Genomic DNA, 16815 nt, shown 5'->3' with positions numbered 1-16815 from the left:
TCCAAGGGGAGTTTTTATAGATGGATGGTTAATGTAACTTTAAAAAAATTCACTCCTCGTTCTATGTCTAAGGTATGTCGATTTGGGTATATCAAATTGAGCCTTCGTTCGACATTTTTTAACCCAATACCCGAATTTCCGTCTGTTTTCTCCGCATTGTGACTGTTTTCGAGGTGCAACTGAAGTACTTTTTCGGTGTCAACTTTCAAATCCAATTTTATAAAATTTTGTTGGGTTTTTCCCTTCGATACGTGTTTAAAGGCATTTTCAACAAAAGGCAACAAAATAAACGGCGCTATCTGATGCCCTGCTGCCGACTCATGGTTTACTTCAAACGCTAATTCGGTTTGATTTTCGTTCAAACGCAGGGTTTCTAATTCGATAAAGTTCTCCAAAAATTGAAGGTCTTTGCTTAACAAAATCTCTTGGTCGTTGCACTCATAAAGCTGATAACGAAGCATTTGTGAAAAAGATGCCAGCGACTCAGAGGCTAAATCGGGGTTTTTGTGAATCAGGACAAAAATGGAATTTATGGTATTGAACAAAAAATGGGGGTTAATCTGCGATTTTAGGTACTTCAGTTCGGTTTCGAGATTGGCTTTTTCAAGGGTGAGACGTTTTCTTTCTGCATTTAGCCAGTTTTTGCCCAATTTTATACTCATGGCTAAGGTCATAGAGCCTACCGTAGAAGGCAAAGCCGCCGTAGAAAAAATGACAAACCATTGGTCGGGACGTTTGCCAAATAATTCAAAAAATGTCAGTTTTGAATAATAAGCGTTCAAAAAATAACCTGCCGTAATGAATGCCGTACACACCAAAACGGTGAGGAGTACTGCCAAAATATAGCTACGATATTTGCCCACATACAAAAACTTCGGGATTAGATAGTATAGAATAAAATAAGCTCCCGCTGCTTGAAAAATAATGTATCCGATGAATTTGACAGGCAATTCTCCTTTAAAAAGATAATTAATTACTCCTTCAAAACTACCTACATTAATCATCATCCAAGCCAGATGGTTGGTAATCCAAAAGGGAATGTGGTGAAGTTTGTATTTGAAAAACCAATGTTGCATTTTCGCCTATTTTAGACTGAAAAATAACAGTTTATGACGTACCAATGCCCCAAAGATTGATGTAGTGTCGAAAATAATTGACGAAACTTTAATTATTTTTATTACTGAATGCCACTTTAGTTGGCAAAATGTGTCTTTTTTATTGAACAAAGTCTTTTGATTAACCATGATAGAAATTTTTGATAATATACGGAAGCTCTATGATTTTGCCCGACCTTGTGTCGAATTGGCAGATTTCGTAGAGTTTTATTCAGAAACGTCTCCGCAGTCTGTCGAAAGACATATTGATACAGAATCATTTTCTGTAAAACTTTTCCCCAGTTTTACACCTACATTATGGATAAATTTAGGAGAAGAATATTACTTAAAAGGGCTAAACTCAAATCACAGCATTGCTAAAAATCGGGATGTTTTGGTACTGAGGGGTGAAACGTTAGAGCGTATTGTTCGCTATAATGATCGAATCTTTACCATAAAATTTCACCCGCTGGGCTTTGAAAGAATATTTGGGTATAGCCAAGCACGAATTGGCGAAGGTAAATTTGGGGCGGATGATATTTTGGGTGAAAATACAGTGCAAAAGCTAAAAGCAATGTCGGGTTTAGGAGAAAAAGTCAAATGGATCGAAGCTATTTTGTTGCATACGTTTCATCAAAACAAAAAATCAAGTTATTACCTTACCCCCCTGCAACAAAGCATTGAACAGTATATTCAATCAGATTTCAGTAGCAAAATGCACCAAATTTCTACCTCCCTCTGTCTGACCGAAAAAACATTTTATCGGCAATTTCAGTCGGTAATCGGTACAAATCCGCGCTATTTCTTCAGTATTCTTCGCTGTCGTTCGGCCCTTACCTGCTATCAAAACGACAGAGCCAATTTCTCCCCTTTTGCCTATGGTTATTACGATTGGGGACATTTTTCAAAAGAAATTCAGGTTTTTACGGGTCAAAAGCTAAGTTTGTATGGGATTTAAAGTAAAATGTCTGATTTTTACTTTAAGGCACTCTGTCGTTTTCAGAACTTTGGGGCATGAAAAATTTATGGCTTCCCCTCATTTTATTAGGAGAGCTTTCAACGCTCGCCTACTCTCAGAATTACAAACCCGTCATTGAACCTTGTCCTTGTTTAATGAAAGTGGACTCCCGCCTCAAAACCCGTTGTGGCTACTTGGTTGTACCCGAAAACCGGGCAAAACCCAAAGGTAATCAAGTTAAAATTTCATTTTTATTTGCTTGGCAACCCCTCCAAGATTCTACAAAAAACATTTTACTCCATACCGCTGGTGGACCGGGTTATGCCACTATCAACGCAGGCGATAGTCTGAAGTATAATGCTGATTATTTTGCCTACGGCGGCGTTGTACTTTTTGACCAGCGAGGTACAAAAAACACACAGCCTTGCCTTGATTGTGAGGGCATTAACGAAGCTACTCGTGAAGCATACCGAAAAAATGTAAGTTCGGATAGTTTAAAAATGATAGCCATAACAAAGTGTCGTGAGAAATTCATTAAAAACGGAATTGATTTGTCAGCCTATAATGAGGTAGAATCGGCGGCGGATATTGCTGATTTAAGAAAAGTGCTTAACATTGATTCGATGATACTCCTCGGTATTTCGTATAGTGGCGGTTTGATGCTCAACGTAGCTCGAAATCACCCCAAGGGTATAAAAGCGTTGCTGCTCAATTCACCTTTGCCAAGCTATGTCAATTATGAAGAACACGCCCTTTTTAATCACAATGAAGCCTTAGAGCAACTTTTTAATAATGTAGCGGCAGATACAGTTCTGAATACAAAATTCCCCCATTTGAAATCACGTTTTCAAAATTACTTTATCAAAATTTCGGGGAAACGATTCGTTATAAAATACTATGATACTGAGCAAAAAGATAGTATAGACGTAGAATATGGCAAAAATGAGCTGTTGGATGCGGTGTTTTTTATTATGAATAACAGATGGGTCTCCACAGTCCCACAGACTATTGATGACCTTGTAACCGGAAAACACCAAGTACATATTACCAAAGTGTTGAACAGTAAATTCAGGGGTGATAACGGCATTTCGTATGGGATGAGATTGTCCCTTTATTGTTCTGGGCAAATCGCTCACTCTGACCCATTACTGGTCAAAAAACAAGATGAGATTTTACCTTGGTTGGCACAATACCCCTTCAATTCTCCGACTCACCAAACCTGCAATTGTTGGAAAGTAAAACCTGTAGCTAACTATATAAAAGAACCTGTATATTCCACGATTCCCACCTTGGTATCACAAGGAGCTTTAGATATTTGGACTCGTCCGCACTATAGCCAGACCATCAAACGAACGATGCCCAATGCCCAAGCCATAACCGTACTTGACAGAACCCACGTGGCGGGATTTGGCAATGGTATTTTAAACCAATTCATGGCAAATCCTTATCAAAAAGTTGTCTCAAGTACAAAAAATGTTGTGGTGGAGTAAAGTCATTGGGATTTACTCAAAATGAAGATGTTCAAAAGCTACCATTAATACCAGCTGAAGCAGGATGATTTAGTAGATTTCAAATAAATATTTTTCTAATTGAACATACAAACTATCACGGTCGCTGGGTCTTTTGGCGTTTGATTCTACTAATTTTCCTTTTTTGTCGATGATTAAATAGCGCGGCATCAGTATTGTACTATCTTTGGTAGATTGCCGATAGAGTTTGGCATATTGGTCTTCACTAATAAAAATATGATTTCCCTCTACATTGTATTTTTTGATTTGCTCACGCCAGAGGTATTCATTTCCTTGTGCTACGTAAAGGTATTTAATGTCCTTTCTTGTGCGATATTTCTCCTTGAGAGGCTTGGTAAAATTCCTAAATTCTTGTAGGCAAGGGCCGCAAGTAGTACCCCAAAAATCCACATCCACAACACTACCTTTAAAATGCGTGTTATAAATCTCTTCAAACGAAGAAGTATTTGGGTTGATCGAGATAAGATTCACATTTTCAATGGAATCGACTCTATTTAGTGCGAAAATTTTTATTGATAAAAAACAAGCCACCATTCCAATCGTATAAAGCAAAGGTTGCCAGACTTTGGGTTTTGTTTGTTTTTGATAACGCCAGAAAAAATAACTACTCCCTACCACGAAAAGCAGAATAGCAAAGCTTTTGACATACATAAGAAACATTAAAGCTTGGTTTCGCACAAACACTCGGTCTAAGATGTTAGCTTTTTGGTCTTTGGTGAAAGTATATAGGTTTTGTACAACAATGATAAGTTCTTCTCTTACTTCTTTTTTCCAATCAAGGTAGTGGTGTACAATGTCGATTATGAAGCAGGGAATGATAGCGACCATAAGTGCGGCTAGCCAGAAATAGGGGGATTTTATCATGAGAGTGTTAAAGTTTTGAAACGCAAGTTTAGCGCATACATCTCTCGTGAAGTAAAAAGTGGTTTGAAATGCCCCAAAAATGGGATAAAACAAGGGGTGCAGGAATGAAGATACCTCAACTCAGTGCTAATAAGTTTTAATTGCGTTTAACCTGCTGATAAAACGGGGGTACTTTAGGTATTCTTTTCAATCAAAGCTGTGGGGTTTAGACCAAATCGTTTTTTAAAACTGGTTGAAAAATGAGCTAAAGTTTCAAAACCCAGTTCTAAATAAATTTCGGAGGGTTTCCGATTTTTCTTTTGCAACAAAAAGAAGGCTTCCTCTAGCCTTCTTTGCACCAACCAACGACTTGGGGTTTCGTTGAAAATTGCCTTAAAATCTCTCTTAAAAGCCGATAAACTTCTTCCTGTCATGTACGAAAAGCGTTGGAGGCTGACATTAAACGTGAAATTTCGGTTCATAAAAGCTTCCAAATTGATTTTTTCAGGAATTCCAAAATCAAAAAGAAGATTGGCAAGTTCAGGCTGATTTCGAAGCAGAATGAGCAAGAGCTCTTCGTGTTTGAGCGCTTCAAACGCCTCGTCGAGTTCCATCACATCTTTATGATAAGGCTTCAACGAACGGATGAATTCATCAATCAACATCGTTGGAGCAACGTTGATAAACGCATTTTTGGATGGATTTGCCGCGATGGCACGTGGGTGTTTTTGCAAAAAATCTTTTAAAAATGCCTCTTCAAAACAGATGATGATGGGCTCAAACTCGTCGATTGAATCAAGTAAACTAAACTTTGCCAAACGATTTTTAAGGGCAATGCCACATTGGCCTTCGTGGAAGGGGTAGTTTTGGTCGCCATCAAAAAAACGTATCCCTCCTTTTTGGATGTAAAAAAAAACGTGGTCAGGGATAAATTGTTCTCGTAGTATCGCCGACTTTTTATCTTTGGTAATTGCTCTCATGGGAATTTTCGGTATTGAACCATACTTTCTGCCGCTGTCAAAATAGTCTGTTCTTGGGTGGCAATGGGTGTCCAGCCCAATAAAGTTTTGGCTTTTTGATTGCTAACATTACGATTCACGTTTCGTAGCATTGCCCCTTCTTTTGCTTTGGTATTGAATAAAGATGCAAAAGAAAGTAACCAATCTGGAAGTTTTTTGGTAGAAACTTTTTGAGAAACTGCGGGAAGGTGTTTTTTCAACAATGTCGCAATGGCAGGTATGGAAATTTGCCCGTCGGCAGAGGCGATAAAGCGGTGCCCGTTTGCAAGTGGGTGGGTCATGGCACGGATATGCAAATCGGCAACGTCGCGAACATCGACTACGTTGAGGGGAATGTTAGGGACGACTTTCATCGAGCCATTCAAAAGGTTTTCGAGCAAATGGAAGCTTCCCGAAAAATGAGCGTCGAGCGATGGCCCTAAAATCGCTACGGGATTGATGGTTGCAAATTCTAAATTACCCCCTTTGCTTGCTATAAAATCCCAAGCGGCCTTTTCGGCCAGCGTTTTTGATTTTTCGTAAACCGACAAGCCCTTGAGGTGAACGTCGGTCCAGTCTTCTTCGGTGGTTTGGGTAGTTTTATCAACATGGCTAAATCCAACTGCTCCAAAATTAGACGTCATGATGACTCGTTGTACCCCTGCTTTTTTTGCAAATTTCAACACCCGAAGAATTCCTTCCACGGCAGGGCGAATGGCCTCTTCTTCGTTTTGGGGAACGTCAAAAAAAACGGGTGAAGCCACGCTCAAGACATACTTGCAGCCGTTCATTACTTGCGCCCAATGGTCATCTTTGGTCAGTTCTGCCTGAACAAATGAGAGGCTTTCAAAGGACTCAATTCCGTGAGATTTTAGAGTAGTGATGATACTTTCTTGGTTGGCAAGGTTACGAATGGTGGTTCTAACCTGATACCCTTTTTGCAAAAGTTGGAGGATAAGTTGTCTTCCTACAAAACCTGTTCCTCCTGTGACTAATACTGTTTCTTTGGTTTTCATTTTTATTCAGTTTGTGTCACAAAGGTCTGAATAAGAATCATGCCTCGCTTTTCTGAAAAGTCCAAAAGTGCTTTCTTGAAAAGCCCATTTTTTTGTTTGATTTTTGTAATTTTGCTGGATGAACAGAACCGAAACAATCGAGGATTTTTATAAGCTCAAACTGAACTGGATGCCTCAAAATTTGGGGAAAGAGATGGGGCATTTTAATGTTTTCAGACTGGAAGACTTTGTGGCAAAATACGCGCAATGTATCCCGTATAGTCGGAAAGATTTTTTCAAAATAAGCTTAATTATTGGAAAAAACAGGGCGCATTATGCCGATAAAACCATTGATATTGACAAACAGGCATTGATTTTTTCTAATCCACAAATCCCCTATAACTGGGAATATCTACAGGAGGAGCAGTCGGGCTATTTCTGCATTTTCACCGAAGCGTTTTTTAACCAATTCGGAAATATCAAAGAATACCCTGTTTTTAAACCTGGTGGAAACCCTGTATTTTTGATAGAAGACGAAGATTTAGAGCCGATAAAAACAATTTATCTAAAAATTTGTAGAGAAATTGAGTCGGACTATCTCTATAAATATGATGCTATCCGTGCTTTAGTGCTTGAATTGATTCATTTGGCACAGCGAATGCAGCCCGCAACAGTTCTGTCTAACCACCAAAATGCGGCTACGCGTATTTCATCCGTATTTATGGAATTGTTGGAGCGTCAGTTTCCGATTGAGTCTCCTTTTCAACAAATGAAATTTCGTTCACCTACGGATTTTGCCGATCAATTGGCCGTTCATGTCAATCATTTAAACCGTGCGTTGAAAGATATTACGGGCAAAACCACATCGCAGGTGATTGCAGAACGTATTGCCCAAGAAGCAAAAGCACTGTTGAAACATACCGACTGGCAAATTGCGGAAATAAGTACTTGCCTTGGCTTTGAAGAATCACCTCATTTTATCAATTTTTTCAAAAAACACACGCAGCTTACCCCTAAAGCCTTCCGAAGTGCACAAGTTGTTTGATTTTTGCAGTTATTGGTTTGCTTGTTACAACCTCACTCGGGCGTCTTGCTTCTACTTTTGTGCCATCAAATAATCGAAAAACAGAACAAAAAATGGACACACAAAAAGTTTGGTTTGTAACAGGCGCATCGAAGGGTTTGGGGCTTAGTTTGGTGAAAAAACTAGTAAACGAAGGCTACAAAGTAGCGGCAACTTCAAGGAAATTGGAAGACTTAACGCAGGAAATGGGGGAAGGCTCAGATGTATTTTTGCCACTTCAAGTTGATTTAGTCAATGAGCAAAGCGTAGCAAATGCCATTGCTGAGACGGTGGCAAAATGGGGGACAATTGAGGTCGTGGTCAACAATGCTGGGTATGGGCAATTGGGTACGTTGGAAGAATTAAGTGATGCCGAAGCCCGTCAAAATTTTGATGTAAATGTTTTTGGCTCCCTCAACGTAATTCGGTCGGTTATGCCACATTTTAGGGCGCAGCAATCGGGTAATATTTTCAATATTTCATCCATTGGGGGCTTTACGGGCAATTTTCCTGGTTGGGGAATTTATTGTGCTACCAAGTTTGCCGTCGCAGGTTTTACCGAATCGCTTGCGGCCGAAGCAAAGGCGTTTGGCATAAGTGCAACAGTGGTGTATCCAGGTTATTTTCGCACCAGTTTTTTGTCGAAAGAATCGCTCAATACACCCATAAATGAGATTGCTGCGTACAAAGAAGCAAGAGAAGTTCAGGCATTGCATGAGACCCAAATCAGCGGAAACCAACCTGGCGACCCCGATAAAGCAGCCGCAGTGTTGATTGATGTGGTTAAAAACGGTACGGCTCCTTTGCATTTATTTTTGGGACAAGATGCGTATGAGTTGGCAAAATCTAAGTTAGTCACCATTCAAAAAGACTTGGCAGCCCACGAGACATTGGCTACTGCTACTAATTTCAGTTGAGGCATTTTAAAGGCGATTAATAGTAGCTAATCCTTCCTTCTGACCGTCTGTCTAATTTTTGGGTTTACCGTATTTACACTTAGTAACTTTGGCTAAGGTCGTTGGTATTTACTCTAAACTTTAAACGAAGATGTTCAACAATGTTTTTTCTTTTGAAGGGCGCATAGGACAAAAGGAGTTTGGCTTTACCCTGATTGTATTTGTGATTGGTATGTTTTTGATTCAAACCCTCTCCGCACTTGCCATCGGTACCAAACTCCTGTCCGAAGAAATTGTAATCCCTGTTTTTTGCCTACTCGTGCTGCCTATTGTTACGTTTTTATTGGCTCAAGGTGCAAAACGGTGCCATGACCTTGGACTGAGCGGTTGGTTTCAACTGATTCCATTTTTTGCGATTTACCTCCTTATGGCTAAAAGCCGCCATTAAGTGCTAAAACAGGATGATTATCGGTAGGCCCAATTTTTTTTACTCTGCTATGTCTATTTCGATTGCGCCATTTTTACCCGAATCACCATACTTTGCAAGGGCAGTTTGGGCCGATAACGACCTGAGGCTGTATTTTTTGTTGGTTAGACTTATTATATCACCCAATTTTGCAGGTTTGCCATCTATTACTAAATAAAATACCTTACCCAGAAAATTTATTCTACCATTCGTAATGGTATTATTTTTGCCAAATTTGATAATGGATTTTCCTTCAAAATACAGCTCGTTATTTTCTGACGACCAATTGAGTTTTTCGCCATAAAAAGTACCTGAAATATTGGTGTTTATAGGATTGTCCATAACAGTTTTTTGTCGTTTGTCGGTATGTATTTCGACTGGATTATCCAAAACAACCATTTGTCGCTTTTCGGTATTTACACCGACTGGATTATCCAAAATAACCGTTTGTGGTTTATCTACAATTGTTTCCATTTTAGCGGTGGAGTTTGTAGAAATTTTTGTCTGTGCATTGCTATTTACGGCAAAACTTGCGACTGTGGCTGTTACCAGCCCGATTGATTTTAAATTTTTCATTGAATCTGAATTTATAGTTAAAGAATCTTTTTGACTATTGATGCGATTTTCTGAAATGGTGGCAGTGTCTTCTAAAATATTATTTTTTTTTGCTTCAATTATTGAACCTTTTTGTTCAAAATTTGCCCAAAAAACCAAGTAGGCTACCCCGATACTTAAAATGGGAACCACGGCACTCAAATAAGTATAAAAAAAAGGGAGTTGAGGGTTAAATAGGGGTTTAGAAACACTGGAATTTGTAAATAAATCGAATGAAATACTTTTGGAAGCTGAGATTTCAAAATACTCGAAACGGTTTCTATATAGTTCATCAATATTCCAAAAAAGTAATAAAACGGCTGATTTTTTCTTCTTTTGATTGAGTAACTCCTTGATTCTCTTACGAGCCCTCGCCAAATGCGATTTTGAAGTACCTTCGCTAATACCAAGTTCTTTGGCAATTTGAGCATGGCTAAAGCCATCAATCACATAAAGATTAAACACCATTTTATGATGCTCAGGCAATCGGTTAATTACCGCTAAAAGTTCTGCTTCTGAGAAGTCTTGTTTTTCTTCGTACGTTGATTCTTCGTTATTTTCCACCTCATGTTGCAGATAATCAGTTATGTATTTCTGTTTTTGTTGACCACGTAAATATTGCAAGCATTGATTCACCATGATTCGCCGTAGCCATGCTTCAAATGGTCCTTTTCCTTCAAACTCACCCACTTTTTCATAAGCCAACAAAAAGGCATCGTGGGCTAAATCTTCGGCTATTTCCCTATCCGTCGTATAGCGATAGCCTATACCAATCAATTTGTTGATGTTTTGGCGGTAGGCTTTTTCCCAAAATGTTTTTGAGGCTACTATCAAATTTGACTGTTCCATAGATTACATGATGCAAAAAATAGAAATGGTGGCAGGAAAGAAAAAAATAAATTTATTAAAAAAATTGATGCTTGCTCGAAAGTAGATACATCCCTAATGCTTGCATTTCATCAATCAATCCTCGCACTTCGTCAATCGTATCTAGTTGAAAGAAAAAGACTCACTTGCTTTGAGGAAAAAAACAGCAAAATGAGGACACTATTGTTTTTAGCATTTTTTTCAAACGTCGCCTTTGCGCAAATCACAGGCAAAATTATCACTCCCAAAAGAGAAGCTGTTCCGTTTGTCAACGTGCTGCTTTTGGCTGCCTCCGACAGCAGTTTGGTATCAGGTACCACCACCAATGAAGGGGGAAACTATCAACTTTTGTTGCCAAAAATGGGGCGTTTTTATTTGAAAATCAGTGGGGTAGGGTATCAGACGCGATTTTCTGAGGCGTTTGAAGTAAATGCTTCCAAATCGACCATTGCGCTGGCTGATTTGACACTTTTGGAAGAAGAAAATACCCTGAATGAAGTACAGGTTTCAACTAAAAAAGAGCTGGTTCAAACCACGCCGTTGGGCAAAATTATCAATGTTCAAAGTAGCCTGATGACCAAAGGAAGCAACGCTTTGCAGGTACTGGAGCGCCTGCCGGGCGTGATTTCTGACCGACGAAACAACCAATTTAGCTTGAACGGACAAAGCGGTGTAACGATCATGTTCAATGGCCGAAAGGTGCAGATGCCGATGGAAGAACTGATGGCGTTGCTTGAAAATACGGTGGCCGATAACATCGAAAAAATTGAACTTATCACTTCTCCCACTGCCCAATACGACGCCGACGGAGGAGCGGGGATTATCAATATTATCTTCAAGAACAACGAACTATTGGGGACGAAAATCAATTTTTCGGCTACGGCAGGGTATGGTTATAAAGAGAAAGTCCTTACCACAATTGGCATTTCTCATGGAGTTAAAAAGCTAAATCTTAATGCTTCCTATTCGTTCAATCATGATGTTCGGAAATCTGGATATGCAGGTGATGGTACAGCAGGGGCTTCGTTTATGCTGGGCGAAACCTACAATACTTTTTATGGAATTGCTCGTCGATACCAAAACAATCATAATCTAAATTTTGCGGCACAATATCAGCCTAATCCCAAAACTACACTTGGTGTAGATTTTGTTGGAAGTTTTGATAAATCTCATAATTTGGTAAACAATGGAGGCACTTACCAGCTAAAAAGGGGTGATTTTTTTGAAGTAGCGATGCTTTCAGATGGCTTGACGACCAAGCAAAACAATATCTCGTCGTTTTATCTAAAACAGACTTTTTCGCCTAAAACACAATTCAATGCCGATTTTAGCTACATAAATTATTCCAACAACAGCCCCGCAGGTATTTCTTTGGAATATTTTGATGAACAAAAACAGCCGATAAAACCCCAGTTTTCAATTTTTACGTATGGAAATAGAGGCGAAAGTATTTCTAAAATACATGTGGGTGTTTTTAAAGCTGATTTGACTACGCAGTTTAGCGAAAAAATCAATGCTGATTTTGGTATAAAAACAAGTTTTGCACAAAATGAAAACGACAGCAAGGTAGAAAGAAAAGTGAACGATACTTGGGAAATAGATCCACGCTCGCAAAGCCAACTCAAAAGCCTGGAACGGATTGCGGCGGCATATTCTCAATTCAAATTTTTGCTTAATGCTAAAACTAATCTTCTTTTGGGGTTGCGGTATGAATATTGGAAAAGGGATTTTAGTAATCAAGAGGAAGTATTTGAGATTTCAAAATTCTTTCCATCGGTGCTTTATACCTATGCCATTAATCAAAATACGTCGGTAAATTTCAATTATAGTCGCCGTATCAGTCGCCCTGCCTATACCGACTTGATTTCCAATTTGTTTTACACCGACCCCACTTTTATTTTTTCTGGAAATCCATTGCTAAAACCTACGCTTTCTGATATACTCAAAATCGAGTATGTAAAAAATGGTTTGAGCCTTGGTATTTCAGCTCAATACGATTTGAATCCTATTTTGAGGTATCAGATTACCTCAAACGCCACCAAAGATGTAGGCATATCTTCGCCACAAAACCTGGATTACATGAAAAGCCTGAATCTATTTTTGAGTTACCCTTTTCAACTTGCAAAATGGTGGAAGGTTACCCTCAATACCTTCACGTCTCTCCGAGATTATAAGGTGTCTTACAGTCAATTCCCTGCCGAAAAGCGGTATGTGTTTCAGAATCTCAATTTTTCACAACAAATCAACTTACCTAAAAACGTTGAAGTCGAGCTTTCGGGATGGTACAATATGCCCTATTTTGAAGGCCCAAATACAATCAAAGGCTTTGGAGTAGCCAATGTAGGAATTGCTAAAAAACTTAAAAATGACAAAGGAACCTTATTGCTTACTTTACCCGATGTATTTCGTTCGTTTAGTGTACATTCACACAACGGCGGCATGACGCCTATTGCGTTTGACATCAATACGGTGTCAAATTGGCGTGACGAAACGGTGTTTTATCGGGTTATCAAATTGACCTATGCACGAACCTTTGGTAAAAACACCCGCAGCGTGAAGTACGACGCAAAAGATGAAGAAAGGGAGAGGTTTTAAAATCTAAGAAAACAAAAGATAAGACAAGTATCCACGCCCTTTTTTCAAAAGTAACTGCTTCTGTGTAGTTTTGTTGGATGAAAAATAGAATTCAACTTCTATTTTGTTTAAGACATAAATTCTTGGGTTAACTTAGGAATAACTACTCAGAAAAATGGCCTTTGGAGATAAAGTATTATTCTTTTTTAGTGCATTAGGGGCGTTTAACGGTCTGATTCTGAGTCTTTATTTTTTCTTTTTTACAACAAAAAAATACCTGCCAAATTACCTATTAGGGGCGTTGTTGTTGGTGCTTAGCCTCCGAATTGGGAAATCAGTTGTGTATTTTTTCGACGCCAATTTGCCTAAAATATACCTCCAACTGGGGCTTACAGCCTGCTTTTTTATTGGCCCTTTTTTATATTTCTTCATTAGGGCCGAAATTCAACAAATTCAAAAGTTGCCCAAATCGTGGATAGGTCAAACGGCTTTTTGGGCTTTCGTCATTGTGGTGGTCGGAGTGGTGTATCCTTATCAAGCGGTTCCTTACTGGTGGAGGCATTACATCATCCCGCTTATTTATTTGCAGTGGGGAATTTACGTCATTTTTTCGGGGGGAGTAATTTGGCCGCTTCTTAAAAAAATACGGCAAAAAGAAAGCCTGAAAGCTTTTGAAAAATGGGTTTTAACCATTTTTGGTGGCGTTTTGCTATTGTTTGTCTCCTACGTTTGGGCTATTTTAAATATCATCAAAGGAAGTTACATCTTTGGGGCGCTTTATTTTTCTCTCATCATTTATCTGGTCGTATTTATTTTGCTCTACCGTAAGAAAACAAACGATTTGTCTTCTTTTTCATCCCAAAAATACGTCGATAAAAAAATGGATGAGCAGGAAGTTGAGCTGATGGTTGGGAAGCTAAAGCGCGCGATGGAAGAGAAAATGCTTTATAAAGACCCCAATCTGAAATTGAACGACCTTGCCAAAGAAATTAACCTTTCGGGGCATCAATTGTCGCAGCTTTTAAACGACAACTTGGAAAAAAACTTCTCCCTGTTTGTCAACGAATACCGAATTGAAGAAGCCTGTAAAATGCTTTCGATGAACGTGCCACTTACCATTGATGCCATTGGAGACGAAGTAGGGTTTAATGCTAAATCTACCTTTTTTGCTGCTTTTAAAAAGATTAAAGGCTTGACTCCCAGCGCTTACCAAAAACAACGAATTCCAGATTTATAAAACCGTACTACTGATTTTAACTTCCTGAACTTTCATCATCAAAGTTTCTTGAATTTTTGAGGTGCAAAATGAAGCGTTTTCATTTTGATAAACTCAAAAGAACTTTACGATGAAAAAAGGAATGTTGCTCCTAAGTTTATTGATCAGTTGCTTCTCGGCGTTTTGCCAAGAGAACCTCTCAGAAAGGCAACAAATTGAGACTACGATTCAGCACTATTTTGATGGCTGGGCAACTGGCGATACCACCAAAGTAGGGAAGGCCATGCACGCTTCTTGCCACCTGAAAAATTACCGAGATGGGAAGTTTATCAACTATTCAAGAAATCAGTACCTCAGCCTTTTCAGGCCACACCCACGACCCAAAAACCTGACTACGCGCATTGTAACCATTGACGTAACCGACAATATGGGAAGCGCAAAAGTGGAAATCAGTACTGAAAAAGACCTGTTTACCGATTATTTTAACCTCATGAAAACCAACGAAGGCTGGTTGATTGCGGATAAAGTTTCTACTCGAAAGTCGCACAGAGTCTTTGATGTAAACGCCATTCAACTCGAAAAAGAAACAATTGTGGAAGGACTAAAACGCCCTTGGAGCATGGCTTTTATCTCCGAAGAAGAAGCACTGATTTCGGAAAAAGAGGGCGATTTGGTGCTGTTGAATTTAGTGACTAAAGAACGAAAAAATCTTCAAGGCTTTCCGACCGACTTGGAAGATAGCCTTGGGAGCTTTGGGGATAATACGGGTAAATTTGAGGTATTGCTTGATCCTGATTTTAAAAATAATAACTACCTCTACTTGTCTTATGCTGCCAAAAGTGCGAAAGGTAGAACCACCAAAATTGTCAGAGCTGTGCTAAAAAATGGGTTTTTGAGCCAAATAAAAGTACTTTTTGTGGCCGAACCTTTTACGTCTGAACGTGTACATTATGGTGGAGGAATGGCCTTCGGTAGCGAAGGGAAATTGTATTTTACCATTGGCGAACGGCTATTCAACGAAAAAGATGAGCCTGTACTTCCCATTGCTCAAAATAAAGAAGACAAACGGGGGAAAATATACCGCATCAACCCTGACGGAACGATTCCTAACGACAACCCTACTTTTGGAGAAAATGCCATTGCTGGTTTGTACGCCATGGGGATTCGGGCTGCGCAAGGAATCACCCTAAATCCTACAACCAACCAACTCTGGTTTAGTGAGCACGGAACGCACCAAGGCGATGAAATCAATGTGCTCAAGGCAGGGGCTAATTACGGCTGGCCGATGAAAACCACAGGGAAGTATCGTTTTGCCGAATTTGACCCAAAGCCCATTGCGGGAAATGTTTACACCGACCCCGTTTGGTCGTGGTCTCAAACTGTCGCCCCTACGGGATTGCATTTTTATGCGGGTAGCGAATTTGCCGCTTGGAATCAAAACTTACTCGTGGGTGGCTTGGCAAAAGGCAGTTTGTGGCGGTTGGTGATTGAAGGCGAAACCGTGAAGAGTGCCGAAGAACTGTTTGTCAATGACCGCTTGAGAATCCGTAAAGTGATACAAAGCCCGTTGGGGAAATTGTACCTGCTTTCGGACGAGGTAAATGGGAAATTGATTAGGGTAAAGAATGCGGGATAATTTTCAACTTTTGTCCCTTTTGAACCGATTTAATTGCTTGAATGTTTACGGGAGTATATTTGAATTTTACAACACAAAGATGAGCATCACATCGGTAGAAGAATTTTACAATGAGATACACCTTCCGTTTCCTGAGGGCTTCAAAAAAGAAATCGGGCATTTCAATGTATTTGAAATTGACGAATTTATCAGGGGGCTGCGTGAAAAAAATAGTATGCCCTACAATCGTCGGGCCTATTATAAAATTAGCCTTATCCTTGGGAAAAACCGTGCTGAATATGCCGATAAAGTCATTGACATCGAAGAAAATGCGTTGCTCTTTGCTACTCCTTTGATACCGTATCATTATGTGCCACAAGATGCCGATCAAAGCGGCCATTTTTGCGTGTTTACTCCCGACTTTATGCTCAAAAGTAAGACGGGAGTCTCTTTGGATGACTTGCCAATTTTTCGACCAGACGGCTTTCCCATTTTCAAATTGAGTGATGAAAATGTGGAAGAGCTCAAGGCAATATTTAAAAAAATGCACCGCGAAATCGTGTCTGATTATGCGTATAAATACGATTTACTCCGTAATTATGTTCTTGAATTGATTCATTTTGGACAAAAATTGCAACCTGCAACGGCCCTGTATTCTTCGCATAATGCCGCGGCGAGGGTTTCTTCTTTGTTTCTTGAATTGTTGGAAAGACAATTTCCGATTGATACGCCGCATCAAAAACTCAGCCTCCGCACTGCGAAAGATTATGCCGATCGCTTATCGGTACACGTAAATCATTTGAATAAAGTGCTAAAAGATAACACAGGAAAAACGACGACGGAGATTATTGGTAGTCGTGTGACGCAAGAAGCTAAAATTTTGCTTCGACAAACCGATTGGCACGTTTCGGAAATTGCGTATTCGTTGGGTTTTGAAGAAGTTGCCCATTTTTCTAATTTCTTTAAGCGCCATACTTCTATTTCGCCTGCTCAATTTAGAGCGTAGAAGAAGGGATATTTGATTTTTGCAAACATTGCTTTCGTTTTTGCAAACAGCGAGCCCGTAATTCCTCGCAATTTTGCATCAACAAATTAATCACATATCCC

At 39.4% G+C, this 16815-nt stretch carries 14 protein-coding genes; 9 read left to right on the top strand and 5 right to left on the bottom strand.

Annotation, left to right across the window (positions count from 1 at the left end):
• Positions 1-14: 14 nt before the first annotated feature.
• Positions 15-1076, bottom strand: a complete 1062-nt coding sequence (locus FHS57_RS20550) for a sensor histidine kinase (protein WP_183976978.1) — start codon at positions 1074-1076, stop codon at positions 15-17.
• Positions 1077-1242: 166 nt separating this feature from the next.
• Here FHS57_RS20550 and FHS57_RS20545 point away from each other — a divergent pair, with 166 nt between their 5' ends.
• Positions 1243-2052 (top strand): helix-turn-helix domain-containing protein, encoded by an 810-nt coding sequence (locus tag FHS57_RS20545; protein ID WP_183976977.1) that lies wholly within the window; start codon positions 1243-1245, stop codon positions 2050-2052.
• Positions 2053-2246: 194 nt separating this feature from the next.
• Positions 2247-3542, top strand: coding sequence for an alpha/beta fold hydrolase (locus FHS57_RS20540; protein ID WP_183976976.1), 1296 nt, complete (start codon positions 2247-2249; stop codon positions 3540-3542).
• Between the two features lie 69 nt (positions 3543-3611).
• On the opposite strand, the gene FHS57_RS20535 is transcribed toward FHS57_RS20540, so the two are convergent.
• The 3 genes from FHS57_RS20535 to FHS57_RS20525 all read right to left on the bottom strand — a co-directional run bounded on the left by FHS57_RS20535 (position 3612) and on the right by FHS57_RS20525 (position 6438).
• The gene (locus FHS57_RS20535) at positions 3612-4445 is read right to left on the bottom strand and encodes a TlpA family protein disulfide reductase (protein WP_183976975.1); all 834 of its coding nucleotides are present in this window, start codon (positions 4443-4445) and stop codon (positions 3612-3614) included.
• Positions 4446-4618: 173 nt separating this feature from the next.
• A complete protein-coding gene (locus FHS57_RS20530; RefSeq protein WP_183976974.1) occupies positions 4619-5404 on the bottom strand; it encodes a helix-turn-helix domain-containing protein in 786 nt (261 codons plus the stop codon).
• Positions 5401-6438 (bottom strand): SDR family oxidoreductase, encoded by a 1038-nt coding sequence (locus FHS57_RS20525; RefSeq protein WP_183976973.1) that lies wholly within the window; start codon positions 6436-6438, stop codon positions 5401-5403. The genes FHS57_RS20530 and FHS57_RS20525 overlap by 4 nt, the downstream gene beginning before the upstream one ends.
• 118 nt (positions 6439-6556) lie before the next feature.
• Between FHS57_RS20525 and FHS57_RS20520 the strand changes: the two genes are divergently transcribed.
• The 3 genes from FHS57_RS20520 (at position 6557) to FHS57_RS20510 (ending at position 8824) form a co-directional block, all read left to right on the top strand.
• Positions 6557-7462: a helix-turn-helix domain-containing protein gene (locus FHS57_RS20520; RefSeq protein WP_183976971.1), complete on the top strand. Its 906-nt coding sequence runs from the start codon at positions 6557-6559 to the stop codon at positions 7460-7462.
• A gap of 92 nt (positions 7463-7554) precedes the next feature.
• The gene (locus tag FHS57_RS20515) at positions 7555-8397 is read left to right on the top strand and encodes an SDR family oxidoreductase (RefSeq protein WP_183976969.1); all 843 of its coding nucleotides are present in this window, start codon (positions 7555-7557) and stop codon (positions 8395-8397) included.
• A 130-nt stretch (positions 8398-8527) separates the two neighbouring features.
• Entirely contained in the window at positions 8528-8824 is a 297-nt protein-coding gene (locus FHS57_RS20510; RefSeq protein ID WP_183976967.1) for a DUF805 domain-containing protein, read from the top strand.
• Between the two features lie 39 nt (positions 8825-8863).
• On the opposite strand, the gene FHS57_RS20505 is transcribed toward FHS57_RS20510, so the two are convergent.
• On the bottom strand, positions 8864-10285 hold the full coding sequence (locus FHS57_RS20505; protein WP_183976965.1) for an RNA polymerase sigma factor: 1422 nt from the start codon (positions 10283-10285) through the stop codon (positions 8864-8866).
• Positions 10286-10474: 189 nt separating this feature from the next.
• On the opposite strand from FHS57_RS20505, the gene FHS57_RS20500 reads away from it, so the two are divergent.
• From FHS57_RS20500 to FHS57_RS20485, 4 genes are all read left to right on the top strand, one after another.
• Positions 10475-12898, top strand: a complete 2424-nt coding sequence (locus FHS57_RS20500) for a TonB-dependent receptor (protein WP_183976963.1) — start codon at positions 10475-10477, stop codon at positions 12896-12898.
• 154 nt (positions 12899-13052) lie between these two features.
• On the top strand, positions 13053-14114 hold the full coding sequence (locus FHS57_RS20495) for an AraC family transcriptional regulator (RefSeq protein WP_183976961.1): 1062 nt from the start codon (positions 13053-13055) through the stop codon (positions 14112-14114).
• 109 nt (positions 14115-14223) lie between these two features.
• On the top strand, positions 14224-15729 hold the full coding sequence (locus tag FHS57_RS20490; RefSeq protein WP_183976959.1) for a PQQ-dependent sugar dehydrogenase: 1506 nt from the start codon (positions 14224-14226) through the stop codon (positions 15727-15729).
• A 79-nt stretch (positions 15730-15808) separates the two neighbouring features.
• Positions 15809-16714, top strand: a complete 906-nt coding sequence (locus tag FHS57_RS20485) for a helix-turn-helix domain-containing protein (protein WP_183976957.1) — start codon at positions 15809-15811, stop codon at positions 16712-16714.
• The last annotated feature ends 101 nt before the right edge of the window (positions 16715-16815 follow it).

The sequence above is a fragment of the Runella defluvii genome (assembly GCF_014195535.1).
GTDB classification, from domain to species: Bacteria; Bacteroidota; Bacteroidia; order Cytophagales; family Spirosomataceae; genus Runella; species Runella defluvii.
This window is presented reverse-complemented; position numbering and strand designations above follow the sequence as displayed.

What these genes read in the sequence shown, in the direction of transcription:
- FHS57_RS20550 (WP_183976978.1), bottom strand. Translation starts at nt 1,076, where the DNA reads ATGCAACATTGGTTTTTCAAATACAAACTTCACCACATTCCCTTTTGG.
- FHS57_RS20545 (WP_183976977.1), top strand. Translation starts at nt 1,243, where the DNA reads ATGATAGAAATTTTTGATAATATACGGAAGCTCTATGATTTTGCCCGA.
- FHS57_RS20535 (WP_183976975.1), bottom strand. Translation starts at nt 4,445, where the DNA reads ATGATAAAATCCCCCTATTTCTGGCTAGCCGCACTTATGGTCGCTATC.
- FHS57_RS20530 (WP_183976974.1), bottom strand. Translation starts at nt 5,404, where the DNA reads ATGAGAGCAATTACCAAAGATAAAAAGTCGGCGATACTACGAGAACAA.
- FHS57_RS20525 (WP_183976973.1), bottom strand. Translation starts at nt 6,438, where the DNA reads ATGAAAACCAAAGAAACAGTATTAGTCACAGGAGGAACAGGTTTTGTA.
- FHS57_RS20520 (WP_183976971.1), top strand. Translation starts at nt 6,557, where the DNA reads ATGAACAGAACCGAAACAATCGAGGATTTTTATAAGCTCAAACTGAAC.
- FHS57_RS20515 (WP_183976969.1), top strand. Translation starts at nt 7,555, where the DNA reads ATGGACACACAAAAAGTTTGGTTTGTAACAGGCGCATCGAAGGGTTTG.
- FHS57_RS20510 (WP_183976967.1), top strand. Translation starts at nt 8,528, where the DNA reads ATGTTCAACAATGTTTTTTCTTTTGAAGGGCGCATAGGACAAAAGGAG.
- FHS57_RS20505 (WP_183976965.1), bottom strand. Translation starts at nt 10,285, where the DNA reads ATGGAACAGTCAAATTTGATAGTAGCCTCAAAAACATTTTGGGAAAAA.
- FHS57_RS20500 (WP_183976963.1), top strand. Translation starts at nt 10,475, where the DNA reads ATGAGGACACTATTGTTTTTAGCATTTTTTTCAAACGTCGCCTTTGCG.
- FHS57_RS20495 (WP_183976961.1), top strand. Translation starts at nt 13,053, where the DNA reads ATGGCCTTTGGAGATAAAGTATTATTCTTTTTTAGTGCATTAGGGGCG.
- FHS57_RS20490 (WP_183976959.1), top strand. Translation starts at nt 14,224, where the DNA reads ATGAAAAAAGGAATGTTGCTCCTAAGTTTATTGATCAGTTGCTTCTCG.
- FHS57_RS20485 (WP_183976957.1), top strand. Translation starts at nt 15,809, where the DNA reads ATGAGCATCACATCGGTAGAAGAATTTTACAATGAGATACACCTTCCG.